The organism is Nocardiopsis sp. MT53 (genome assembly GCF_019598965.1).
GTDB lineage: Bacteria > Actinomycetota > Actinomycetes > Streptosporangiales > Streptosporangiaceae > Nocardiopsis > Nocardiopsis changdeensis.
The window spans coordinates 4,597,983-4,622,288 of record NZ_CP080599.1 but is presented as its reverse complement, the minus strand read 5'-3'; the positions used below and the strand labels follow the sequence as shown (position 1 = coordinate 4,622,288).

Below are 24,306 nucleotides of genomic sequence, written 5' to 3'. Positions count from 1 at the left end.
ACAAACTATACGAACGATCGTATTATTTGTTTGCGAGAGGTCCGGCGTCAAGTAGCGGCTATGGTGTCCTGACGACCGACCTGTCGTTCGGACGAGGGCCACCCGGCGGGGGTGGTGCGGGAGGTGCGCATGACGACCCGGACCGACGGCCGCGTACAGCGGGGCGACCAGACCCGGCGCGCCGTGCTGCGCCGCGCGGTGGACATCGCCTCGGTGGAGGGGCTGGAGGGGCTCTCCCTGGGCCGCCTGGCCAAGGAGCTCCAGGTCAGCAAGAGCGGGGTGTTCGCCCACTTCGGCTCCAAGGAGGAGCTCCAGCTGGCCGCGATCCGCGCCGGTCGCCGCATCTTCGCCGACCACGTGGTGGACGGAGCCCTGGAGGTCCGGCCCGGGCTGTCCCGCCTGTGGCGCCTGTTCGAGAACTGGGCCGTCTACTCGCAGGGGCGGGTGTTCCCGGGCGGCTGCTTCTTCTACACCGTCAACGCCGAGTTCGAGTCGCGTCCCGGCCGGGTGCGCGACGCCCTGGTGGCGACCCGCCGCGAGTGGCGCGACCTGCTCACCCGCAGCGCCGCCGACGCCGTGCAGCTGGGCGAGCTGTCCGCCGGCACCGACGTGGAGCTGCTGGTGTTCGAGCTGGCCTCGTTCCTGGAGACCGCCAACTCCGACTCCCTGCTGGAGGACGACCTGGAGCGTCCCTACAGGCTGGCGCGCGCCGCCGTCGTCGCCCGCCTGTCGGCCCTGGCCGCGCCGGACGCCCCCCGCCCCTGGGAAGCCGAGGACTGAGCGCCCCTCACCGCCGGGGCGGGGCCGCGGCCAGCGCCCTGGCCTTCTCCAGGTCGGCGCGCATGGTGTGCAGTTCCCGCACCAGGGCGGCCTGGTCCTCCTCCAGCCCCCGCAGCCGTTGCCGGAGCCTTCGGCGCCGCTCGCCGTTCCCGACGCGGACGCGGGCCTGGATGTGGGCGAACAGCACGAACAGGGGGGAGAGCAGGCCGACCATGAGGCAGAGCCCGACGAAACCGGCCCATCCGGAGCCGCTCCCCTCCGTCATCCCCGGCAGCACCACGAAGGCGAGCACCAGGCAGGCGAGCGCCGTCCCGCCCAGCCAGACCAGGCGGGTGGCCGTCTTGTCGTAGAACGCCAGGTCGCCCCGGAGGGTGCGCAGCTCCTGTTCCCGCTGCGCCCCGCGCCGCTCCGGTTCCTCCCACCGCCGGACCAGCCCGTCGATCAGGGGCAGCGCGCTGTGGACCACGGCCGCGCACCCGGCCCGCGCCGCCCCCTCGGAGGCGTCCACCCGCTTCCACAGCGCGTCGATCCACTGCGCGGCCGCGGTGCCCGGGGGCGCGGCCGGGCGGCGCACGCGCCCGGGGTCGAGCACGAACGCCAGCAGCAGGGCCGGGTCCGCTGCCGCGTGCCGCCCGTCCTTCCAGCCGTCGAGCTGTTCGGCCAGTTCCTCCCCGAACGCGGCGGCGGCGCGCCCCGCCGCCTCCAGTTCGGCGGCCGGCGCGGCCAAGCCGCGCGCCGCCTCGCCGTGGTGCAGCGACAGCTGGCGCAGTATCCCCGGACGGGCCAGGCCGCCGGCCTCCGCGGGCGCGGCGGACGGCGCGGCGGCGAAGAAGGACCGCAGGGTGTCGGGTGAGACGTCGTGGCCGCGGAAGCGCGGGGGCAGGTCCGGGCGGGTCTGGGCCACGAAGGTCGCCACGGCCAGGTCGGCGTCGGTCCGCCGGGTGCGGAACAGCGCGCGGTCCACGGTCGTGTCCCGCAGGTCGTCCGTGATCCAGGTGCCCAGGGCCGCCCTGGCGTCCGGGTCCTCGAAGACCGCCGCCGCCTGCGCCCACTGCTCCTGCATCGCGGCGGCCAGGTCGCCGGGCCGGGTGTACCGGACGCCCGCGAAGTGGTACGGCGGCGCCTCCCCCGGGGGCGGCGGGGTGTACGGGACCGGAGCGGGCGCCGGGGCCGCCGCGGTGTAGGCCAGGGTGGGCGGCAGGGGCCCCTCCCCCGGGTCGACCACCGTGGGCTCGGGCACCGCCACCAGGGGCGCGCCGGTGATGAGGTGGTCCACCAGGGTGCGCGCGTCCGGGCGGCGGCGGGGGTCCCTGTCCAGGCAGGTCCGCACCGTCCCGAGCAGCTCCTCGGGCACGCCGTCCAGGTCGGGCTCGCCCGACAGGACCCGCGCGATGCGGGAGGCCCGGGTGGGGCCGGGGAACGCCTCGCGCCCCGTCGCCGCATGGACCATGACCGCGCCCCAGGAGAACACGTCCACGGCCGAGGTGAGGCGGGCGCCCTCCAACTGCTCCGGGGCCATGTACCCGACGGTCCCGATGATGCCGCTGGCGGTCACCGAGGTCGCCTCCACCGCGCGGGCGATGCCGAAGTCGATCACCCGCGGCCCGTCCGCCGCCAGCATGATGTTCTCCGGCTTCAGGTCCCGGTGCACCACACCGGCGGCGTGGATCGCGGCCAGCGCCGTGGCGGTGTTGACCGCCAGCCGCTGCAGCTCCGCCCCGCGGCGCGGCCCGTCCTGGGCGACCGCGCGCTGGAGGGTGGGGCCGTCGATGAACTCGGTGGCGATCCACGGCTGCTCCGCCCCGGGGTCGGCGTCCAGGATCGCCGCGATGCAGAAACCGCTCACCCGCCGCGCCTGCTCCACCTCCGCCGCGAACCGGCGGCGCATCTCGGCGTCGCCCGCCCAGGAGGCGTGCAGCACCTTCACCGCGGCCCGGCTCCCGTCCCCGGCCTCTCCGAGGAACACCTCACCGAAACCGCCGCGTCCGAGCGAACGCACCAGGCGGTAGCCGCCCACGGTGGAACCGTCCGTCTCCCAGGTCTCGTGCACGCCGTACCTTCCTGGTCTGCCGTCGGGGGGTCGGGGGCGTCCGGTCAGCCCCCGGTGATGCGGCGCGCGTGGACCAGGTCGGCGCGGATGCGCTCCACGCCCGAGGTCAGCTCGGGTAGCTGGGCCGCGGCGTTGTTCAGCTCCATCACCCGCTGCCCGCGGCGCACCACGTCGCCGTAGCCGACGCGCAGGACCACCGAGAGCACGACCGAGGCGGCCAGGGCCAGGACCGACAGCGTCACCAGCAGGTCGCCCAGCCACTCGGCCTGGCCGGACATGCCGATGACGATCCCGATCGGGAATCCGAAGAGCGCGTAGTTGCAGTAGCGGCGGATCTGGAAGTAGCGCTGCTGCTGCACGACCTTGCCGTGCAGCGACTCGTGCTCCGTGGCGACCTTGGTGTAGCGCTCCTCCCAGTAGCGGCGCTGGCGGGAGAGCGCCTGGAGGGTGGGGACGGCGCCGTAGATCGCCGCGGCGTGCCCCACCCCGGCCGGGCCGGGGGAGGCGTCCACCCGGCGCCAGAGGATGTCGATCCACTCCCCCACCCCGGAGTCGCCGCCGTCGTGGGGCGGGACCATCAGCTCGGGGTGCAGCAGGAAGGTGAGGATGAGCGCCGGGTTCACGTTGGGGCTCGCCGACCGCCACCCGGCGAGCCGGCCGGACAGCTCCTGGTGGAAGGTGTTCCCGGCGTGCTCGGCGGCGTCGAGGGAGTCGGCCAGGCGCTGGTGCGCCGCCGGGTCGGGAGCGTGGTGCAGGCCCATGGTCCGCAGCACCTCGGGGCGGGCCAGCAGGGCCATCTCGTTGGACATCGGCGCCCCGGTGATGACGGGTCGCGGGTCGGAGAACAGCCCGCCGAGGTCGGTCATGGTGGCGCCGCGGCCGCGGAAGACCGGCGGCAGGTCGGGGCGGGTCTGGGCGATGAAGGAGGCCAGGGCCAGGTTGGCGTCGTCGGCGTGGCGGCGGAACAGGGAGCGGTCGACGAGGGTGTCGCCGAGGTCGTCCATGAGCCAGGCGCCCAGGGCGGCGCGCTCGGTGGCGTCGCCGAACACGCGGACGGCCGCCGCCCAGTTGCCCTGCATGGCCTCGGCCAGGGCACCGGGGTCGGTGAAGCGGATGCCGGCGAAGTGGTACGGGGGGACTCCGCCGACACCGGTGTGGTACCCGGAGGCGCCGGTGTTCCCGGGGCCGGGCCGCGGGGCGGACACCGGTCCCGGCGGTGGGGTGGCCGTCCCGGCGGCCGCGGGCGCGGCGGGCCCGGCCGGGGCCAGGCCGGTGTAGGAGCGGGTGGGGTCGACGCCGTGCGGCGGGGCCACCCGCGTGGGATCCACGCCATGGGGCGGGGCCACCCGCGTGGGATCCACACCGTGCGCCGGAGCGACCCGCGTGGGATCCACACCGTGGGACGGGACCACCCGCGTGGGATCCACACCGTGGACCGGAGCGACCCGCGTGGGGTCGACGCCATGCGCCGGGGCCACCCGCGTGGGATCCACGCCGGAGACGGGCACCGGCGCCGGGTGCACGGCGACGCCCGGGGCCGGGCCCCCGCCCTGGGGGCCCGCGATGAGCAGGTTGAGCAGGGAGGAGGCGTCCGGGCGCCGGTCCGGGTCCTTGTCCAGGCAGCGCTCGACCACGCTCCGCAGGGGTTCGGCGATGTCCTCCAGGTCGGGGCCGCCGCTGAGGATGCGGGCGATGCGCGACGCCTGGGTCGGCGCCTGGAAGGCCTCGCGCCCGGTGGCGGCGTAGACCATGACCGCGCCCCAGGAGAACACGTCCACGGCCGAGGTGAGCCGGGCGCCCTCCAACTGCTCGGGCGCCATGTACCCGATGGTGCCCACGACCCCGCTGGCGGTCACCGAGGTGGTCTCGACCGCGCGGGCGATGCCGAAGTCGATCACCCGCGGCCCGTCCGCCGCCAGCATGATGTTGTCCGGCTTCAGGTCGCGGTGGACCACCCCCGCCGCGTGGATCGCGGCCAGCGCCGTGGCGGTGTTGACCGCCAACCGCTGCAGCTCCATCCCGCGGCGCGGCCCCTCCTCGGCGACCGCCCTCTGGAGGGTGGGGCCGTCGATGAACTCGGTGGCGATCCACGGCTGCTCCGCCTCCGGATCCGCGTCCAGGATCGCCGCGATACAGAAACCGCTCACCCGCCGCGCCTGCTCCACCTCCGCCGCGAACCGGCGGCGCATGTCCGCGTCACCGGACCAGGAGGCGTGCAGCACCTTCACCGCGGCCCGGCTCCCGTCCCCGGCCTCTCCGAGGAACACCTCACCGAAACCGCCGCGTCCGAGCGAACGCACCAGGCGGTAGCCGCCCACGGTACGCGGGGCGGATGCCTCTGCGGGGTCGTCCAAGGTCTTGCCTTTCACGGGTCTCACGGGTCGGCGGCGGTGCGCCGGGGTGACGGGGCGGGGCCGTCGGCGTGATGCGCGGGGCAGGGGCATCGGTGACGCGCGCGTGCGGTCATCGCGGTGCGGCGACGGCCCGGGGCCGAGGGGCGAGGGGCGAGGGGGGTTCCGCCCCGCCCGAATCGACCGCTTCTCCAGGACCACCTTACGACGGAACACCTCCCCCGTCGCAACGGCGGCCGCCCGGCCCGCCCCCGGTCCGTGCCCCCGCGGCGGTCAGCGGGCCGCCCGGTGCCCGCCGCTCAGGACCCGCTCGACCAGGTCGTCGGTGAGCGTCCCGTAGCCGGTGGCCGCCCACACGCTGTGCTCGGCGGGCACCTCGTAGTAGGGGACCGAGCGGCCCTCGTGCTCGGCGGGCAGCACGGTGGGCCGCAGCCGGTCGCGCACGGCGCGGGCGCACTCGGGGCACAGCGGCACGCGGATGGTGCGCAGGCCGCCGAACTCGCGCCACTGGGTCTGCCGGGTGTCGTTGCCGTGCAGCGGGTTGGCGTAGCAGGGGCGGCGCGGGGTGCGCAGTCCGGCCAGCGCGTCCTCGGCCAGGTCCAGCAGGACGAGCACGCCGACCGCGTCGGCCAGTGTGGCGCCCTCCCGGGCCATCCGGTCGTGGACGCGGGCGGCGGCGTCGCGGGCGTCCAGGGCCCGGGACAGGTTCTGCGGGGCCACCCCGGCGTCCCCGCTGAGCCGCTCCCCCAGTTCGATGAGGTCGCGCTCGCCGCGTTCGACCAGCGACTCCAGCTGGGCGCGGTCGGCGTTGTCGAACGCCGCGTGCTGGGCGATCGGCGCCGCCGGGCGGCGGCGCAGCAGCCCGCCGGGGCGGGACCGGTCCAGGCGCCGGTACAGCGGGACGCCGATCCCGGCCAGCAGGGCGAGCACCAGCGCGCCGATGACCCAGGGGTTCCACCACCGCGCGGGCATGAGCGCCCCGCTCGGGGGCTGGCCCGTCCGGTCGTAGTAGGCCTGCTGCGCCGTCTCGTAGGCGGCCTCGGGGTCGTCGGACAGGGCGGCCTCGACCGCGGCCTCCACGAGGGTCGGCAGGGTCTTCTGCCCGTCCATGGTCTTGTAGCTCGCGGCCAGGGCGCCGTAGAAGGCGGGCTGGGACCAGTCGTCCGGGGCCGAGCCCAGGTCGTGGCCCTCCAGGTCGCCGCGGCGGTCGTAGACCAGGAAGTGGCGCTCGCCGCCGCCCATCCGGTCGTGCACGGCCGAGGCCAGCGCCTCGCCCTCCCCGCTCCACTCGTCGCCCTCGACCAGCGGGACGACGATGACGTACAGGTCCAGGTCGTGCTGTTCGAGCACCGTCACGACGCGCTCGCGGGCCTCGGCCGAGTAGGCGCCCTCGTAGGAGGAGTCGACGTAGACGGGCGACTCGGCCAGGGCGTCGGCGATCACCTGGGCCGGGCTGGCGGTCTCCTCCGCCGCGGTCTCCCCCGCCGTCGGGGACGCGGTGTCGGCCGGAGGCGCGGTTCCGGCCGGGGACGCGGTGTCGGCCGGAGGCGCGGTGTCCGCCAGGGCCGGTGCGCCGGCCAGGGCCGCGGACAGGACCGCGGGCAGGGCCAGGGCCGCGACCGTCACGCGGGCCCGCCGGCGTGCGGGGGTGCGGGGGTCAGTGGACACGGTTCTCCTCGAGCAGCAGGTCGACCAGGCGGCGGGGCAGGTGCGCCCCGAAGGAATGACGGATCCACGGGTCCTCCGGTTTCGCCCGGTAGGAGCGGACCGTGCCATCGGTGCGCAGCCGCAGGACGTGCCCGGCCCGGGCGGCGTCGCCGAGCCGCGCGCACTCCTCGCACAGGGGGGCCCGGCCGCCCAGGAGCCGGGACTGAACCCTTTCGGCGGCGAAGGGGTGCAGTGGATCGACGGCGCAGGGCGTGGTGTCCGCGCCGGGGTCGGCCACCGCCGCCAGCACCCGGCGCGACAGCACCGCGGCCCCGAGCAGGTCGAGCCCCTGCGGGTCGCGGCCCATGACCATGAGGGCGGCCTCGGCCTGGGGCATGAACTCGGCGGGGATCCGGCCGGGCTCCCCCTCCACCAGCGCCCGCACCCGGTCGGTCTCCTCCACGGCCAGGCGCCGCAGGACGCGGTCGTTGAGGGGGACGCCCCGGACCCGCCCCCGGGAGAGCCGGAACAGGAAGACGGAGAGGTAGTAGGCGCCGACCACGGCGGCGGCCGCGAAGGGGCCCACCAGCAGCAGGCCGCCGAAGAACCCGCCCGACCAGTAGCGTTCCGCGCGGGGCCCGGGCAGGTTCACCTCGTCGTCGGCGAACATCGGCCGGTACCCGTCGCCGGGGGTGAACTCCATCTCCGACACGGCGGCCACCGCGGCTTCCAGGGCGGCGGCCGGGGTCTGCGACTCGTCGTAGGCCAGGGGGGACCACAGCTCGTAGGCGTCGATCTCCAGCCCGCGGGCGGCCGCCCCGAGCTCGGGGACGCCGTTGCCGGAGCCGACGACGATGTAGACGCCGTCCTCGCGGGCGACGGAGGCCAGCGCCGCGGCCAGGATGTCGGGGTCCCCCTCGGACTCGTCCTCGTGGTGCAGCGGGACCACCGCCGCGAAGACGGGGACGGGCGAGCCGGCGAGCAGGCCGGGGGCGTCCTCCAGGCCCTCGCGGCTCAGCGGCATGATCGGGTCGACGTAGAGCGGGTCCTCCGCCAGGGCGGCGGCGATGTGATCGACCCGGCCGGTGGAGACCACGTACGGCGGCTCCAGCCGGACCAGCTCCTCGGGGTCGGGGACCTCGTGCCCGCCCACGGGGGCGTTCACCGTGTAGGTGTAGGTGGTGGCGACGAGGAGGCCGGTCGCCGAGGCCGCCGCCAGCACGGCCGCGACGGGCAGGAACCGGTGGCCGCGCCGGCCGGCGCGCCAGGTGACCCACCCGGCGCAGCACAGCAGGGCGCCGGCTACCGTGCCCACCAGGAAGCCGAGGTTCTCGGGGCCGTTGAAACGGGTGGGGTCGGTGTCGTCGCGGAACTCGGCGAGGAAGCCCTCCCCCGCTCCGGCCTCCGCCTCGGCGTACTCCGCCGGGGGCTCGGCGCCGGTCAGCCCGGCGACCAGGACCCGGGCCACCTCGTGGGCGGGGACGTCGTAGAGCTCGGCGTCGTAGACGGCGTCCCGGCCGCCGTCCACCGACAGGTCGGCCCCGTAGACGCGCAGTTCGGTGACCCCGCCCGAGGCCGGGAGGACGGCGTAGACGCCGTCGGTGCCGAGCCGGTCGTGCACGGCGGGCATGATCCCGTCCATCCCGGCGTCGCTGCCGGCGCCCAGGAAGGGTGTGACCACGACGTGGTAGGGCACTCCGAGGGGCGCGAAGGCCTCGTGGATCCCGCGTTCCATCTCCTCGGGCGGGACCGGGCCGCCGATCGCGCCGTCCACCACGACCGCGGAGCCCTCGGGCTCGGCGGCGAGCAGTCCGGCGAAGTGTTCGGCGTAGGTCGCCTGGGGGGCGACCGCCGGGGTGTCGGCGCCGTCCACCGTGTCGGCGCCGCCGGGGGCGGGGGCGGTCAGGAGCAGCAGGGCCGGGGCCACCGTGAGGAGCAGGGCGCGGAGCGGGCCGCGGGCACGGTGAGGGTTGGGCATGGGCAGAGCATAGTACCCCGCTGCGGGCGCCTTCGACCCGGTTCCACCTGCTTCTTCGGCGGCCGTCGCACCCGGGGCGGTCCCTCCCCGGGAACTCCCCGTGAACACGGAGGGGGCCTCCGCCGTCGGTCGGACGGCGGAGGCCCCGTGAACCGCGCGCCGCGCCGGTCGGGCGCGGCAGCGGAGTCCGGATGGCTACCCGGCGATCAGCTGGCGCAGCACGTACTGCAGGATGCCGCCGTTGCGGTAGTAGTCCGCCTCACCGGGGGTGTCGATGCGCACCACGGCGTCGAACTCGACGCCGGTGTCGGTGCTCACCTTCACCGTCGCGGGGATGCGGCCCTCGTTCAGCTCGGTCACGCCGGTGATGGAGAAGGTCTCCTCGCCGGTCAGGCCGAGGGAGTCGGCGCTCTGGCCCTCGGGGAACTGCAGGGGCAGGACGCCCATGCCGATGAGGTTGGAGCGGTGGATGCGCTCGTAGGACTCGGTGATGACGGCGCGCACGCCCAGCAGGCTGGTGCCCTTGGCGGCCCAGTCGCGGGACGAGCCGGAGCCGTACTCCTTGCCGCCCAGGACGACCAGCGGGGTGCCCTGCGCCGCGTAGTTCTGCGCGGCGTCGTAGATGAACGACACCGGGGCGTCGGGCTGGGTGAAGTCGCGGGTGTAGCCGCCCTCGGTGCCCGGCGCGATCTGGTTGCGCAGGCGGATGTTGGCGAACGTACCGCGGATCATCACCTCGTGGTTGCCGCGGCGGGAACCGTAGGAGTTGAAGTCGCGGCGCTCCACACCGTGGGCCTTGAGGTACTCGGCCGCCGGGGTGCCCGGCTTGATGGCGCCGGCCGGGGAGATGTGGTCGGTGGTGACCGAGTCGCCCAGCTTGGCCAGGACGCGGGCGCCGGTGATGTCGGTGACCGGGGACGGCTCCTGCGCCATGCCCTCGAAGTACGGGGGCTTGCGGACGTAGGTCGACTCGCCCTCCCACTCGAAGGTGTTGCCGGTCGGGGTGGGCAGCGAGCGCCAGCGCTCGTCGCCGGCGAAGACGTCCGCGTAGGCGGCCTCGTACATGTCGGCGGCGATCGCGGAGTCCATGACCTCCTGGATCTCCTCGGCGGTCGGCCAGATGTCGGCCAGGTAGACCGGCTCGCCGTCCTTGCCGATGCCCAGGGGCTCGGTGGTGATGTCCACGTCCAGGGACCCGGCCAGGGCGTAGGCGACCACCAGCGGCGGCGAGGCCAGGTAGTTCATCTTGACGTCCGGGTTGATCCGGCCCTCGAAGTTGCGGTTGCCGGACAGCACCGCGGTGACGGCCAGGTCGTTGTCCTGGACGGCCTTGGAGATCTCCTCCGGCAGCGGGCCGGAGTTGCCGATGCAGGTGGTGCAGCCGTAGCCGACCAGGTTGAAGCCCAGCTTGTCCAGGTACGGGGTCAGGCCGGAGCGCTCGTAGTAGTCGGTGACGACCTTGGAGCCCGGGGCCATGGAGGTCTTGACCCACGGCTTGCGGGACAGGCCCTTCTCCACCGCCTTCTTGGCCAGCAGGGCGGCGCCCAGCATGACCGAGGGGTTGGAGGTGTTGGTGCAGGAGGTGATCGCGGCGATCACGACGGCGCCGTGGTCGATCTCGGTCTCGGTGCCGTCGGCCATGGTGACCTTGACGGGCTTGTGCGGGCGCGCGCCGTTGGCGGTCTGCGCGGGGGCGTCGGAGGCCGGGAAGGACTCCTCGACGGCCTCGTCGACGCCGTCCTCGACGTAGTTGCGGACGTCGTGGCGCCAGGTCTGCTTGGCCTGGGCCAGGACGATGCGGTCCTGCGGGCGCTTGGGGCCGGCGATCGACGGGACGACGTCGCCCAGGTCGAGCTCCAGGTACTCGGAGAACTCGGGCTCGTTGGCCGGGTCGTGCCAGAAGCCGTTGGCCTTGGCGTAGGCCTCGGTCAGGGCGACCTGCTGCTCGGAGCGGCCGGTCAGGCGCATGTAGCGGATGGTCTCGTCGTCGATCGGGAAGATCGCGGCGGTGGAGCCGAACTCGGGGCTCATGTTGCCGATGGTGGCGCGGTTGGCCAGCGGCACGGAGGTGACGCCCTCGCCGTAGAACTCGACGAACTTGCCGACCACACCGTGCTGACGCAGCAGCTCGGTGATGGTGAGCACCAGGTCGGTGGCGGTGGTGCCCGGCTTGAGCTGGCCGGTGAGCTTGAAGCCGACCACGCGCGGGATGAGCATGGAGATCGGCTGGCCGAGCATGGCGGCCTCGGCCTCGATGCCGCCGACGCCCCAGCCCAGGATGCCCAGGCCGTTCTGCATGGTGGTGTGCGAGTCGGTGCCGACGCAGGTGTCGGGGTAGGCCTGGCCGTTGCGGCTCATGGTGACGCGGGCCAGGTGCTCGATGTTGGCCTGGTGCACGATGCCGGTGCCGGGCGGGACGACCTTGAACTCGTCGAACGCGGTCTGGCCCCAGCGCAGGAACTTGTAGCGCTCCTGGTTGCGCTCGTACTCGATCTCGACGTTGCGCTCGAAGGCGTCGGGGCGGCCGAAGAGGTCGACGATCACGGAGTGGTCGATCACCAGCTCGGCGGGGGCGAGCGGGTTGATCTTGTCCGGGTCGCCGCCCATGTCGCGGACGGCCTCGCGCATGGTGGCGAGGTCGACGACGCAGGGGACGCCGGTGAAGTCCTGCATGATCACCCGGGCGGGGGTGAACTGGATCTCCTGGCTGGGCTGGGCCTTGGCGTCCCAGCCGCCCAGGGCGCGGATGTGGTCGGCGGTGACGTTCGCGCCGTCCTCGGTGCGCAGAAGGTTCTCCAGGAGGACCTTCAGGCTGTAGGGAAGTCGGTTGGAGCCCTCCACGGCGTCCAACCGGAAGATCTCGTACGACTCGTCGCCAACGCGCAACGTGTCACGGGCGCCGAAGCTGTTCGCGGACACGGTGTCTGCCTCCTGATCTCGCCACTTTGTCCCTGGCATCCTGCCCCATCGGGTGGATGCGGGACCCACTGAGGCCGCCCTAACCGGTCGCCGGGTGGACGGAGGGCCGCGGGGATGCCCTCCGACCGTATCCGACCTCTCGGAAGCGGCCATGACCTGCGACGACACCACTCGCCACAGGCCAGGCGGTCCGCTGCGCGCGGACGCCCGTGATACTCGGGGCCGGGGACGCCGAGAGGTCGACGTCACACTCCCGGGCCCGGCCCGGGTCGGGGGGAACCCTCTTTTATCTTGACATCAAGCTATCCCACTTATATCTCGATATCAAGTTATCGCGGGGGCTCCGCGCCCCGGGCCGCGGCCCCGTGTTGTTCCGAACCTCCGCTTCGCTTCGTTCCGTGCCCAGCGCCCTTCGAGGGCGGGGACCTTCGCCCCTACGTCGGCACCCTCGTTCCTCGGACCTCTCCTCCGGGCCTCCAGAACCCCGCCGGCGCTTCGCGCGTCCTCAGTCCAGCTGCCGGGCCACCTCGGCGGCCACCAGCTCCAGGTGCTCCAGGTCCGCCATGTCCAGCAGCTGGAGGTACATGCGCTCGGCGCCCAGCTCCGCGAACCGGCCGATCTTGTCGACCACCTCGGCGGGCGTCCCGGCCAGGCCGTTCAGCCGCAGCTCGTCCACCCGGCGGCCGATGCGCTCCGCCCGGCGGGCGATCTCGGCCTCGTCGCGGCCCACGCACAGCACCTGCGCCGCCGAGTAGACGATCCCGCCGGTGCGGCCCACCGCCGCCGCGGCCGCCCGCGTCCGGTCGAACGCGGCCCCGGTGTCGGCCACCGACGAGAACGGCACGTTGTACTCGTCGGCGAACGTCGCAGCCAGCCGCGGGGTGCGGCGCAGGCCGGTACCGCCGATGAGCACCGGCGGGCGCGGGCTCTGCTCCGGCTTGGGCAGCGCGGGCCCCTCCGCCAGCCGGTAGTACTTGCCCTCGTAGCGGAACGTGCCGCCGACCGGCGTGGACCACAGGCCGGTGATGATGTCGAGCTGTTCCTCGTAGCGGTCGAAGCGCTCCCGGGCCGTGGTCGGGAAGGGGATGCCGTACGCGGCGTGCTCCTCCTCGTACCAGCCCGCGCCGAACCCGAACTCCACCCGGCCGCCGCTCATCCGGTCCACCTGCGCGACCGCGATCGCCAGCGGCCCCGGGTAGCGGAAGGTCGCCGCCGTCATCAGCGTGCCCAGCCGGATGCGCGACGTCTCCCGGGCCAGACCCGCCAGGGTGATCCAGGCGTCGGTCGGCCCGGGCAGGCCGCTGGTGCCCTCCCCCATGTGCAGGTAATGGTCCGAGCGAAAAAGTGCGTCGAACCCGAGCTCCTCGGTGGCCTTGGCCACGGCGAGCTGGTCCTCGTATGTGGCCCCCTGCTGGGGCTCAAGGAAGATCCTCAGGCGCATAAACCCCATTTTCGCCCACCCGCGGGGGCGATCTCCCCCCGGCGCGCGGGTAGCTTCGAAAAGGCCGCACACCGATGAACCGCCCTTCGGGCCCCGAGCGATAGACCGACCGTGAAGCTGTTCCGACGCGCGCACCGCCGCGCACCCTCCTACGGCCCCGAGAGCACCGACCCGGTGCTGCTGACCGCCGTCGCGGCGGGCGAGGCCGAGGCCCTGGAGATCCTGCACCGCAGGCACGCGCCCTGGCTGCGGGCGCGTCTGAACTACCGCTGTTCCGACCCCGACCAGGTCGACGCCGCGCTCCAGGAGACCTTCCTGGCCGTGTGGAGGAACGCGGGCTCCTTCACCCCCCGCCCCGGCGACACCGACGCCGGGGCCTGGTTGTGGACCATCGCCATCCGCCAGCTCATCTCGCAGCTGCGCCGGCGGGCCAACCGGTGGATCTCCGACATCGAGGCCGAGCCCTACGAGACCATCGGGGACGCCTCGGCCGAGGACACCGTGCTGCTCAACATCGAGCACGGACCCCTGGGCGCGGCCCTGCACACCCTGTCCCCCGAGCTGCGGGCCGCCATACAGGCCACCGTGCTGGACGGGCTCACGGTGCGCGAGGCCGCACAGATTCTCCAGATCCCCGAAGGCACCGTGAAGACACGGGTGATGCGCGCCAAGGCGCGCCTGCGGGAGGCATTGACGTCATGAGCGGTTGGCACCTGACCCCGGCCCAGGCCCACGACTACGCGGCCCGGAGAAGCGACGAGATCACCGCGATGTCGGTGGAGGCCCATCTGATGCACTGCGCGCCCTGCCGGTCCCTGCTGCCCGCGGACGAGTCGTGGCTGGCCGACAGCTGGGCGTCGCTGCGCGACGTCGTCGACCGGCCCCGGCGCGGCCCGGTCGAGACCCTGCTGGCCTCCGTCGGTCTGCGCGCGGAGACCGCGAAACTCCTCGCCGCCACCCCGCGGCTCTACCAGGCCTGGCTCGTCTCCACCGTGGTGGTCCTGGGGGCCGCCCTGCTGGCAGCGCACCTGCTGCCGCGCGGCTCGCTGATGTTCTTCTTCCTGGCGCCGGTGGTCCCGCTGGTCGGCGTGGCCCTGGCCTACGGGCGCGGGGTCGACCCCGCGCACACCCTGGCCTCGGTCACGCCCATGGCCGGGCAGCGGCTGCTGTTCCTGCGCACCTGCGCGGTCCTGGTCCCGGCCCTGCTGCTGTGCACCGGCGCGGCGCTGATGCTGCCGCACACCACCACCGCCTGGGACGCGGTCTTCTGGCTGCTGCCCTCCCTGACCTTGGTCGCGGGCTCGCTCCTGCTGGGCCACTGGATCCACCTGAGCGCGGCCTCGGGGATCGTGGGCGTCCTGTGGCTGGCGGTCCTGGGCCTGGTGTCCCTGTCCGGGCAGACGGTCCCCGTCGGGGTGTTCGCCCCCCAGGCCCAGGCGTGCTGGGGCGCGGCCCTGGCCGCCCTGGTCGGCCTGCTGCTGCTCCGGGTGAGGATGGCATGACCGCGGTCCCCGACCGCCGGGTGGTCCTGCGCGGGGTGACCCGCAGGTACGGCACCCGGACCGCCCTGGACGGGGTGGACCTGGACCTGGGCCCGGGGGTGACCGGCCTGCTGGGCCGCAACGGCGCCGGCAAGACCACCCTGATGCGCTGCCTGGCCACCGACCTGGACGCCGGCTCCGGGGAGGTGTGCCTGCTCGGCCTGGACCCGACCCGGGCGCCCGAGCGCACCGACATCCGGCGGCGGCTGGGCTACCTGCCGCAGAACCCCGACTTCTACCCGCACTTCACCGCGTTCGCCCTGCTCGACTACATGGCCGTGCTCAAGGAGCTGGGCGGCCGCCGGGCCCGGCACGACGAGGTGCGCCGGGTGCTGCGCCAGGTCGGGCTGTACGACCGGCGGCACAGCCGGGTGCGCCGCCTGTCGGGCGGCATGCGCCAGCGCCTGGCCCTGGCCTCGGCCCTGATGGGCGACCCCGACCTGCTGCTGCTGGACGAGCCGACGGTGGGGCTGGACCCCGAGCAGCGCATCCGGTTCCGCAACCTGGTGTCCCGCCTGGCCGTGGACAGCACCGTCGTGCTGTCCACCCACCAGATCGAGGACGTGGCCGCGCTGTGCGGGCACATCGTGTGCCTGGACAGGGGGCGGGTCGTCTTCGACGGCGCCCCCGGCGCCCTGCTGGACCGCGCCCGCGGGCACGTGTGGGAGGGTCCCGGCGACCCGGGCAGCGGCCTGACCTCCTGGCGGCTGCCCGACGGGCGCCACCGGGTCCTGACCCCGGGTTCGCCGCTGCCGCCCGGGGAGGCCTTCGGCGCGGTGGAGCCCACCCTGGAGGACGCCTACCTGCTGCTCGTCGGCGTGTCGGGGACCGAGCCCGCCGGGGCCGCGCGGTGAGGCGCACCGCCACCTTCGTCCGGCTGACCCTGTTCAACGCCGCGCGGCTGCTGCGCGGGCCGTTCCTGCTGCCCGCCTCGGCGCTGTTCCTCGCGTACTTCGTGTGGTCGGGCTCCCACCCCGGCCAGTCGGTGGACTCCTGGTACGGCGACATGTCCACGTCGTCCCTGTTCATCGCCGCGATCGGGTTCGGCGCCGTGACCCCCTCCGCCGTGCGCGAGGCCCGCCACCCGGTCGTCTCCGCGACCCCGCTGGGCCGCACCGGCAGGCTCATGTCCCTGGCGCTGTCCGCCGTGCTCCTGCTGTGGGCGGTCCTGGCCGGGCTGGGGCTGTGGCTGTGGACGGCCGCCGAACCCCTGCCGCCCGCCGGGATCATGAGCCCGCTCGCGCTCCCGGTGCCCTTCCTGGTGACGGCCGCCGGACCGTTCGGGGCGCTGCTCCTGGTCCTGTGGACCCGGTCGTACCTGCCGCTGGTCCTCCTCTCCCTCTGCCTGCCGCTGTACCTGGTCTACAACGGCATCCTGCTCTCGGAGCGGCTCAACAGCGCCGTGTCGCGCGCGACCATGGCCCTCCAGCAGGTCGTCAGCCCCTTCCCCGGCTTCTCGGTGTCCCTTTCCCTGGTGACCCTCTACTCGCTGGCCTACACCTGCCTGCTGACGGCCGCGCTGGTGGTGCTGACACTGGGCGCCCGGCACCGCGTCCGGGTCGTGGTCGCCACGTCGGTCACCGCGGCCCTGCTGGCGGCCGGGGCCCTGGGAGTGGCCGTCCACGGCAACGCGACGGTGTGGCGCGACGGGATGCAGGACCCGCAGGGGTACGCCGACGACGAGGTGTACGGGGTGGAGGGCCCCTGGCCCTGCCGGGAGGTCGAGGGAATCACCTACTGCCCGCTGCCCGGCTACGACTCCTGGGTCGCCTCCTGGCACGACACCCTGGAGCCGGTCCTGGACGAGCTGCCCGAGGAGGCGCGGGCCGACGCCCCGGTGGTGTGGCAGGACGCCGGCTGGTACACCCGCGAGTTCGGCGTCCCCAGGCCGGCGGTGACCGTCCACGAGTACATGGACCCGGAGATACAGCCGTGGCAGTCGTACCTGTACTCGTCGTTCGCCCGCAAGACGCTCGGGATGTCGATCGACCCGCCCTCCCCCTACGGGCTGGACGACTGCCGGGGCACCGGGCAGGCCCGGACCGTCGTGGTCGCCTGGGTCGTGGACCGCGCCGTCGCCTCCCACCGCCCCGACGACCTCTACCTGCGGATCGACACGATGGCGATCACCCTGACCGACCTGGCCCCCTCCCCCGCCGACCTGGTCCTGGGGCGGCGGGTCGTCTCGGTGCCCCCGGAGCGGATGCGCGCGCTGCTGGAGGAGCACTGGGAGCGGATCTCCTCCGGGGAGATGGACACCCTGGAGCTGGCCGCGCTGCTGGAGATCCCCATCGCCCAGGAGCAGGACCGGCCCGCCGAGACCGCCGAGTGGAACACCGTGTTCTCCGACGTGGAGCCCAACCTGTACGAGCCCTGGAACCTGCACGCCCCGCTGTGCCCCGTAGGCGGCTGACCGGCCGGCGCCCCGCGGACCCGGGGGACACCGTTCCCCGGGCGGGTGCGCCCTTTCCCGTCGCTTTGCCCGCCGATGCCTAGACTCGCGATCATCCCTGGCTTCCCGGCCGCGCGCCGGCTCCTTCGCGAGGTGGGCACCCGTTGAGTCTTCGCCGTACCGTCTCCTGCGCGATCGCCCTGGGCGTCGCCGCTGCCCCGGCGGCGGCCGTACCCGCCCTCGCCGCGCCGGTGTTCCCGGCGACGGCGGGCGCCACCCTGGTCGGCCTGTCCGTGGCACCCGATGCGGGCGGCGCCGAGGGGCTGTGGGGCACCGTCTATGTCAGCTCCGAGGTCGGCGGGGAACGGCTCGCAGCCGACACCGCCAGCGACCCGAGCGGGCTGCTCGAACCGGTGTCGGTGGTGGGGCCCGCCGAGGCGACGGTCAACACCACGGCGCGGGACGGGGGCCGGGCCGAGGCCGTGGCCGAGCTGGGCGGGCTCACCCTGACCCTGTCCGGCACCGACACGCCCGCGGTCGAGGTCGGGCCGCTGCGCAACTCGATCACCTGCGACTTCTCCGGGAACCTGGAGTGGGAGAGCGGACCGGACCCCGAACGGGTCGTCACGGTGTTCGGGACCGCGCTCACCCCGTCCGGCGGCGAGGCCTCCGCCGAGGTCGAACTGGCCGACGGGAGGACCGCCGAGGTGACGGTGACCGACCACGCCCCGGCCGAGGGGGACACCGGCGAGGGCCGGATGTACACCGGCGTCACGGCGACCGTCGACGGCGCCGAGCTCTTCGACCTGACGATGGGGGCCGTGTCGGTGGAGTGCCCCACCGACGGCGGGGCCGAGGACGCCCCGGCCTCCGGGGAGCGGGGCGGCGGGGACCCGTCGGAGGAGGCGTCACCTCGGGAGGAGGCGTCCCCTGACCAGGACGCCGCGAGCCCCTCCCCGGAGGGCGGGACCCCCGGCGCCGACGCCCCCGACGAGGGCACCGGCCCCGGGACGGACGCCCCCACCCCGACCTCCGCCCCGGCGGCCGACGACGGGGGCTCCGGCCCGGGGGGCCTGCCGATCACCGGCGCGGCCCTGGCCGGGCTGGTCACCGCCGGCGTGCTGGCGGTCGGCGGCGGCGCGGCCGCGGTCTACCTGGCCCGCCACCGTTCCCACGGCCACGGCGACCGGGACACCCGGCCCCCGTCGGAGGAGCCGTAGGACTCGACGAAGCGCTTCTGGCGGCGGGTCTCGACGGCGTGCGGGGAGTAGTGCTCGCGCACGTAGGCGACGGCGTCGGCGGCCGGGACCCCGTCGAGGACGGCCAGGCAGGCCAGGGCGGTCCCGGTGCGGCCGCGACCGCCCAGGCAGGCGAACTCCACCCGCTCGTCGGCGGCGCGCTCCAGGGCCCCGGCGAGCTCCCGGGTCAGGGCCGCGGGGTCGGCGGGCAGCCGGAAGTCGGGCCAGCGCACCCAGCGGGACTCCCAGGGGACCGGCGGCGGGGCCTTGTGGAAGAGGTACACGCCCAGGTCGGGCACGGGGCCCTCCGGCAGGGGCCGGGCGAGCGGGCGGCCCCGGACCAGGCGGCCCGAGGGCAGGCGCAGAACGCCCGCGGCTCCGGGGTTCCAGGTGGTGGTCATCCGGCGAGACTAGCGTCCCGGACACCGCCCCGGAAGGAGTCCGATGACCGGAGGTGTACTAGGCTGCCCCCCGTGAAGAACACGCACTGGCACGTCGTGCTGCCACCCCCGTGCGCCTGACCGGGCGCACCGCACTCCCGAGCTGAGCGAGTCCCGACCGCACCGCGGTCGGCCGCCGTCGTGCGCCCGCACCGGACGTCCCCAGACGCACGATGACGGAGAGAAACACGACCGTGTCGCACGATCTTTCTTCACCGACCCCCGCCCTCACCCTGCTCCGGGGCCCGCTGCCGATCCTGGCCGCGGCCGTCCTGTGGGGCACCACCGGTACCGCCGCCACCCTGGGCGCCTCCCACGCGCCCGCCGCCGCGGTGGGCTCAGCCGGGCTCGTCCTGGGCGGGTTCCTGCTGTTCCTGACCGGCCGGGGCGCCTGGGCGCTCATCGCCGGCGGAGACCGGTCCACCCGCCGCACGCTGGCCCTGGGCGCGGTGGCGGTGGCCGGATACCCGCTGACGTTCTACCCGGCCGTGTCCGAGGCCGGGGTGGCGGTCGCCACCGTGATCACCCTGGGCTCCTCGCCGGTGTTCTCCGGGCTGCTCGCCTGGTGGGCCGACCGGCGGCGGCCCGACCCGCGCTGGACCGTCGCCACCGCCGCGGCCGTGGCCGGCTGCGCGGTGCTGGTCCTGGGCTCGGAGGGCGGGGGCGCCGACCCGGTGCGCCCGCTGGGCGTGCTCGCCGCGCTGGCGGCCGGGTTCTCCTACTCCGCGTACGCCCTCATCGCCGAACGCCTCATCCGGCGCGGCCACGGGTCGTCCGCGGTGATGGGCGCCCTGTTCCTGGGCGGCGGGCTGCTGGCGCTGCCGGTGGTCGCCGCCCTGGGCGCGGGCTGGCTGGCCACCGGGAGCGGCGCGGCGGTCGCCCTGTACCTGGCGGTGTTCACCGTGTTCCTCGCCTACCGGCTGTTCGGGCAGGGGCTGCGGCACACCCCGGCGGTGGTGGCCACCACGCTGACCCTGGCAGAGCCGGCGGTGGCGGCGCTGCTGGGCGTCCTGGTGCTGCACGAGCGCCTGGCCCCGGCCTCCTGGACCGGCCTGGCCGTCCTGGTGCTGGGCCTGGCGGTGCTGCGCGCCCCGTCCCCGCGCCGCCCCTGACACCCGGCCCACCCTCGGCACCCGGACGGCGGGGCAACCCGCCGTCCGGGTGCCCGGATCAGTCCCCGCCGGATCGGTCCCCGACGGTGACGTCGACCTTGTCCGGGTAGAAGGCGGCGTGGCCGGCGATCCGCGCGACCGCCGGGTAGGGCTCCTCGTAGACCCACAGGGCGTCGGCCAGCTCCACCCCGTCGACCGTGAGGGTGCGGTAGGTGGCGGTGCCCTTATAGGGGCAGTAGGTGGTGGTCGGGGTGGGGCTCAGCAGCGCGGGGTCCACGTCGGCCAGCGGGATGTACTGCACCGGCGGGTAGGAGGCCTCCCTCAGCGTCAGCGCGGCCGCGGTGTCGGCGACGACCCGGCCGCCGACCCGCGCGACCACGCGCGCGCCGGTGGGCTCGATGGTGATGGGGTGGTCGGGTCCGGGGACCCGCATCCGTCCGGTCATGTGCGTCCTCCCTCTCGCCGCCGAGACTACCCCCCGACCCCGCCGGGGTCGTGGGGTTATCGAACCACCTATGGTCCTACCTCTGGATCGGCCGGTGCGGACGTCAGTACGCTGCCGGGCACCCCCGCTCCCCCGACCCGGAAGGGCCCTCCCCTTGCGCAGTACCCCGGCGGCCCGAGCCGCCCGACTCGCCGTACTCCCCCTGCTGGCCGCGGCGATCGCGGTCCCCGCCCCCGCCCAGGCCTCCCCGCTCGCCGAGGACGGCACCGTCGTCCCGATCCAGGTGACCGGCGACCCCTCCGAACGGTTCAACCTCGTCATCCTCGGCGACGGCTACACCGCGGAGGAGATGCCCCTGTTCCGCGAGCAGCTGGCCGCGCACCTGAACGTCCAGTGGAGCATCGAGCCGTTCCGCTCCTACCGCAACTACTTCAACGTCTACGCCGTGGAGACGCCCTCGGCCGAGTCCGGCGTCGACTGCGACCCCGCACTGGACGGCGGGACCCGCGACACCGCCCTGGGCATGGGCTTCTTCAACGGCTGCGACGACACCTCGCTGGAGCGCCTGCTCACCGTGGACGAGGCCGCGGCGAACACCGCCGCCGACCTCGTGCCCGGGGTCACCGCGGACAACCGGCAGATCCTGGCGCTGGCCAACAGCACCACCTACGGCGGACGCGGCGGGCGCACCGCCACCGCGTCCTCGGGCAACGCGCTCTCGGCGCTGATCAGCCCGCACGAGCTGGCGCATTCGCTGGGACAGCTCCAGGACGAGTACCCGTACTACTTCCGCGACACCAGCCTGGGCCGCTACCCCGGCCGCGAGCCCTCCTCGGTGCACCACACGCTGATGACCGCCGAGGAGATGACCGCGGCCGAGGCCAAGTGGTGGCGCTGGCTCGGCGAGGAGAGCGAGTCCGGGGGCGTGATCGGGGCCGCCGACCCCGGCGGCAACGAGGGCGGCCTGTACTACTCCGAGGGCGTGTGGCGGCCCAGCCGCCATTCGATGCTCAAGACCCTGGGCTACTACTTCGACCAGGTCGGCCGGGAGGTGATGACGCACCGCATCTCCGGGCTGCGCGACCAGCGGACCCTGCCGGTGACGTCCACCCCCGAGGGCGAGGTCGGCCCGCAGGACGTGCTGTGGGCCGAGGGCCCGCACCCCGCGTACCACGAGCTGGAGTACACCTGGTCGGTCGACGGCGAGGAGCTGGAGGAGGCCGCCGGGGCGCGCGCCCTGGAGCTGGCCGGGCTCGACCTGCCCGCCGGGGCCGAGGTCGGCCTGCGGATCCAGGACCCCACGGAGTTCGTGCGCGACCCCGAGATCCGCGCCTCCTCCGCGATGACGCGGACCCTGGAGTGGACGGTCGGCGAGGCCCTGGAGCCCGACGACCCCGGCGCCGACTTCACCCGGTTCCGCGACACCGGACGCGCCGTCGGCGCCGACGAGGTCGTGTACGTGGAGACCACCCACCCCACCGACCGGGTACCGCAGGTGTCCTGGACGCTGGACGGCGAGCCCGTGTCCACCTCGGCCGACGGCCGCACCCTGGACCTGGGCGCGCTCGACCCGGCGCCGGGGACCCGGGTGCTGTCGGCGACGGTCACCGACCCGGCCGACCCCGGAGGGGACTCCGAGACCCTCACCTGGACGGTGGACGCCGCCGACCCGACCGCGCCGCGCGAGCTGTCCGCCCCCGCGGCCCGGGTGCCGGGGCAGGAGCACCACCTGTACTTCAACGAGTTCTCCATGCGCCTGTCCCCCCAGGACGACGTCGAGGGGCACGTGGTCGGCGAGTTCCGCGTGGACGGCGACGGCTGGCACCACTACTACGGCTGGCCCTCGGACTCGCGGGCGCCGTTCCTGTTCACCCCCGACGGCACCAACGTCGACGACCTGGTCTACGGCAGCCTGGGCAGCGGCGGCCTGTCCATGGCGGTGTTCGAGGTGGACGGCCACGAGCCCGGCTGGGGCACGCACGAGGTGGAGCACCGGGCGATCGACGCGGCCGGGAACATCGGTGAGCCGGAGTCCTTCCGGGCCACCGTCGTGCCCGGCGCCGACCTGGAGTGCACCGAAACGGTGACCGGCACCGTCACCGGCGGCCTGCGGGTCGAGGAGGGCGTGGTCTGCCTCGACGGCGCCGACGTGCGGGGCCGGGTCACCGTCGCCTCGGGCGCCTCTCTGGTGGTCTCCGGCGGCACCCTGCGCGGCGGGCTGGCCTCCTCGGGGGCGCACACCGTGCGGCTCACCGGCACGGAGGTGCGCGGTTCGGTGTCCGTCACACGCACCTCGAACGAGGTGGCCGTCCTGGGCTCCGTGCTGACGGGCTCGGTGTCGCTCACCGGCAACACCCAGGTCCCGTCCGACACCTGGACCGGCGGCGCGGAGGGCTACGGCCCGGTCCTGGCGGGCAACGAGGTCCGCGGCTCCCTGTCCTGCTCGGGGAACACCCCGGCGGTCGGGGACTTCGGGGCGGACAACGCGGTCGCCGGCTCCGCCTCGGGGCAGTGCGCCGACCTGTGACACCCGTCCTCCGGCGCCCGCGCCGGAACGTCCGGGGGCGGGACCGCGCGGTCCCGCCCCCGGCCGCGGTCACTGCTCGCGGGCCTCGCGGTGGCGGCGGGCCGGGTTGACCGGCTCCAGCACCGCCAGGCACTCGACGTGGTGGGTCATCGGGAAGGCGTCGAAGGCCCGGAGGTCGACCAGCCGGTACCCGGACCGGTCGAACTCGGCGAGGTCGCGGGCCAGGGTGGCCGGGTCGCACGACAGGTAGGCCACCGCCCGCGGCCGGGTCCCGGCGATGGAGCGGACCACCTCGGCGCCGGCCCCCGCGCGGGGCGGGTCCAGGGCGACCACGTCGGCGCGCACGTCGGCCCACTCGCGCATCTGCGCGGCCACGTCGTGCTGCTCGATGCGCGCCTGCTCCAGGTCGCGCAGGTTGTACCGGGCGTCGCGCACCGACTCGGCGCCGCTCTCCACGCCCAGGGCGCGCCCCTCGGGGCCGACGGCCTCGGCCAGGGCGGCGGTGAACAGCCCGGCGCCGCAGTACAGGTCCAGCGCGGTCTCCCCCGGCTTGGGGGCCAGCGCGGCCAGGATCGCCTCGGTGAACACCCGGGCGGCGGCCGGGTGGACCTGCCAGAAGCCGCCCGCGCCCACCCGGAACTCGCGTTCGCCGACGATCTCGCGCACCCCGCGGCGGCCGCGCACCTGCTGGACGCGCCCGCCCTTGAAGCGGCGCAGCACGGCGCTGGACGCCTTCAGCTCGGGCAGGGTTCCCAGCTTGGCCCCGGTGGGGGTGACCACGACCGCCCGGTCGGCGCGCTCGGCGGCGGCCACGGCCTCGACCTCGCGCACACCCGGCCAGGGCAGCTCGGTGACGCCCAGCTCGGTGACGCCGGGGTGGGCGATGAGGCAGCGGTCCACCGGCTCGATGTCGTGGGAGCGGTGGCGGCGCAGGCCGGGGACGCCGTCGGCGTCCACCGCGAACCGCACCCGGGTGCGCCAGCCCAGGTTGTCGGGGGTGCCGGGCAGCTCCTCGACGACGACCTCGCGGTCGATCCCGGCGATCCGGCGCAGCTGGTCGGCGACCACCCGGGCCTTGAGCAGGCGCTGGGCCCCGGGGGTGGCGTGCTGCCAGTCGCAGCCGCCGCAGGCACCCGGGCCGGCGAACCGGCAGGGGGCCTCGACGCGGTCGGGGGAGGCGGTGAGGACCTCGACCGCCTCGGCGCGCAGCAGGTTGCTGGTGCGTTCGGTGACCCGCACCCGCACCCGCTCGCCGGGCAGGGCGTGGCGGACGAACACCACCTGCCCGTTGTGCCGGCCCACGCACCACCCGCCGTGGGCGACGTCGTCGACGGTCAGCTCGAACTCGGTACCGGCACGGGTCATGGCGGAGTTCCTCCGGGGATCGCGGATGTGGTGCGGCTGCGTCCACGGGGCGTCGCCCGTCGCGGGAGGGGGCTGAGGCG

17 protein-coding genes are annotated in these 24,306 nt (G+C 74.8%); 8 read left to right on the top strand and 9 right to left on the bottom strand.

Annotated features, from left to right (window positions below):
* Window positions 1-129 precede the first annotated feature (129 nt).
* Window positions 130-780 carry a TetR/AcrR family transcriptional regulator gene (locus K1J57_RS20530; RefSeq protein ID WP_220560199.1) on the top strand — a complete coding sequence of 217 codons (651 nt, stop codon included), beginning with the start codon at window positions 130-132 and terminating at the stop codon, window positions 778-780.
* 7 nt (window positions 781-787) lie between these two features.
* Here the strand turns inward: K1J57_RS20530 and K1J57_RS20525 are convergent, their stop codons facing one another.
* The 6 genes from K1J57_RS20525 to K1J57_RS20500 form a co-directional block, all read right to left on the bottom strand.
* Complete coding sequence (locus tag K1J57_RS20525; protein WP_255646449.1) at window positions 788-2,830, bottom strand: serine/threonine-protein kinase; 2,043 nt, start codon at window positions 2,828-2,830, stop codon at window positions 788-790.
* A gap of 44 nt (window positions 2,831-2,874) precedes the next feature.
* Window positions 2,875-5,184 (bottom strand): serine/threonine-protein kinase, encoded by a 2,310-nt coding sequence (locus K1J57_RS34015; RefSeq protein WP_220560198.1) that lies wholly within the window; start codon window positions 5,182-5,184, stop codon window positions 2,875-2,877.
* A gap of 270 nt (window positions 5,185-5,454) precedes the next feature.
* On the bottom strand, window positions 5,455-6,849 hold the full coding sequence (locus K1J57_RS20515; RefSeq protein ID WP_255646448.1) for a hypothetical protein: 1,395 nt from the start codon (window positions 6,847-6,849) through the stop codon (window positions 5,455-5,457).
* Window positions 6,839-8,806 carry a hypothetical protein gene (locus tag K1J57_RS20510; RefSeq protein WP_220560197.1) on the bottom strand — a complete coding sequence of 656 codons (1,968 nt, stop codon included), beginning with the start codon at window positions 8,804-8,806 and terminating at the stop codon, window positions 6,839-6,841. The genes K1J57_RS20515 and K1J57_RS20510 overlap by 11 nt, the downstream gene beginning before the upstream one ends.
* 195 nt (window positions 8,807-9,001) lie before the next feature.
* Window positions 9,002-11,725: an aconitate hydratase AcnA gene (acnA, locus tag K1J57_RS20505; protein ID WP_277615506.1), complete on the bottom strand. Its 2,724-nt coding sequence runs from the start codon at window positions 11,723-11,725 to the stop codon at window positions 9,002-9,004.
* Window positions 11,726-12,230: 505 nt separating this feature from the next.
* Complete coding sequence (locus tag K1J57_RS20500) at window positions 12,231-13,166, bottom strand: LLM class F420-dependent oxidoreductase (RefSeq protein ID WP_220560195.1); 936 nt, start codon at window positions 13,164-13,166, stop codon at window positions 12,231-12,233.
* Between the two features lie 111 nt (window positions 13,167-13,277).
* Here K1J57_RS20500 and K1J57_RS20495 point away from each other — a divergent pair, with 111 nt between their 5' ends.
* From K1J57_RS20495 to K1J57_RS20475, 5 genes are all read left to right on the top strand, one after another.
* Window positions 13,278-13,868, top strand: a complete 591-nt coding sequence (locus tag K1J57_RS20495) for an RNA polymerase sigma factor (protein ID WP_220560194.1) — start codon at window positions 13,278-13,280, stop codon at window positions 13,866-13,868.
* Complete coding sequence (locus tag K1J57_RS20490) at window positions 13,865-14,668, top strand: zf-HC2 domain-containing protein (RefSeq protein ID WP_220560192.1); 804 nt, start codon at window positions 13,865-13,867, stop codon at window positions 14,666-14,668. The genes K1J57_RS20495 and K1J57_RS20490 overlap by 4 nt, the downstream gene beginning before the upstream one ends.
* Window positions 14,665-15,561: an ATP-binding cassette domain-containing protein gene (locus K1J57_RS20485; RefSeq protein ID WP_220560191.1), complete on the top strand. Its 897-nt coding sequence runs from the start codon at window positions 14,665-14,667 to the stop codon at window positions 15,559-15,561. The genes K1J57_RS20490 and K1J57_RS20485 overlap by 4 nt, the downstream gene beginning before the upstream one ends.
* Entirely contained in the window at window positions 15,558-17,120 is a 1,563-nt protein-coding gene (locus K1J57_RS20480) for a hypothetical protein (RefSeq protein WP_220560190.1), read from the top strand. Before K1J57_RS20485 ends, K1J57_RS20480 begins: the two co-directional genes overlap by 4 nt.
* A 143-nt stretch (window positions 17,121-17,263) precedes the next feature.
* Entirely contained in the window at window positions 17,264-18,319 is a 1,056-nt protein-coding gene (locus tag K1J57_RS20475) for a hypothetical protein (RefSeq protein ID WP_220560189.1), read from the top strand.
* Here K1J57_RS20475 and K1J57_RS20470 read toward each other — a convergent pair.
* The gene (locus tag K1J57_RS20470) at window positions 18,250-18,738 is read right to left on the bottom strand and encodes a protein phosphatase (protein ID WP_220560188.1); all 489 of its coding nucleotides are present in this window, start codon (window positions 18,736-18,738) and stop codon (window positions 18,250-18,252) included. The genes K1J57_RS20475 and K1J57_RS20470 overlap by 70 nt on opposite strands.
* A 212-nt stretch (window positions 18,739-18,950) precedes the next feature.
* On the opposite strand from K1J57_RS20470, the gene K1J57_RS20465 reads away from it, so the two are divergent.
* Complete coding sequence (locus K1J57_RS20465; RefSeq protein ID WP_220560187.1) at window positions 18,951-19,889, top strand: DMT family transporter; 939 nt, start codon at window positions 18,951-18,953, stop codon at window positions 19,887-19,889.
* Between the two features lie 58 nt (window positions 19,890-19,947).
* Here the strand turns inward: K1J57_RS20465 and K1J57_RS20460 are convergent, their stop codons facing one another.
* Complete coding sequence (locus K1J57_RS20460) at window positions 19,948-20,334, bottom strand: DUF427 domain-containing protein (RefSeq protein WP_220560186.1); 387 nt, start codon at window positions 20,332-20,334, stop codon at window positions 19,948-19,950.
* Window positions 20,335-20,488: 154 nt separating this feature from the next.
* On the opposite strand from K1J57_RS20460, the gene K1J57_RS20455 reads away from it, so the two are divergent.
* Complete coding sequence (locus K1J57_RS20455) at window positions 20,489-22,861, top strand: M64 family metallopeptidase (RefSeq protein ID WP_255646446.1); 2,373 nt, start codon at window positions 20,489-20,491, stop codon at window positions 22,859-22,861.
* A gap of 69 nt (window positions 22,862-22,930) precedes the next feature.
* Here the strand turns inward: K1J57_RS20455 and K1J57_RS20450 are convergent, their stop codons facing one another.
* Window positions 22,931-24,226 carry a class I SAM-dependent RNA methyltransferase gene (locus K1J57_RS20450; protein ID WP_220560183.1) on the bottom strand — a complete coding sequence of 432 codons (1,296 nt, stop codon included), beginning with the start codon at window positions 24,224-24,226 and terminating at the stop codon, window positions 22,931-22,933.
* Window positions 24,227-24,306 lie beyond the last annotated feature (80 nt).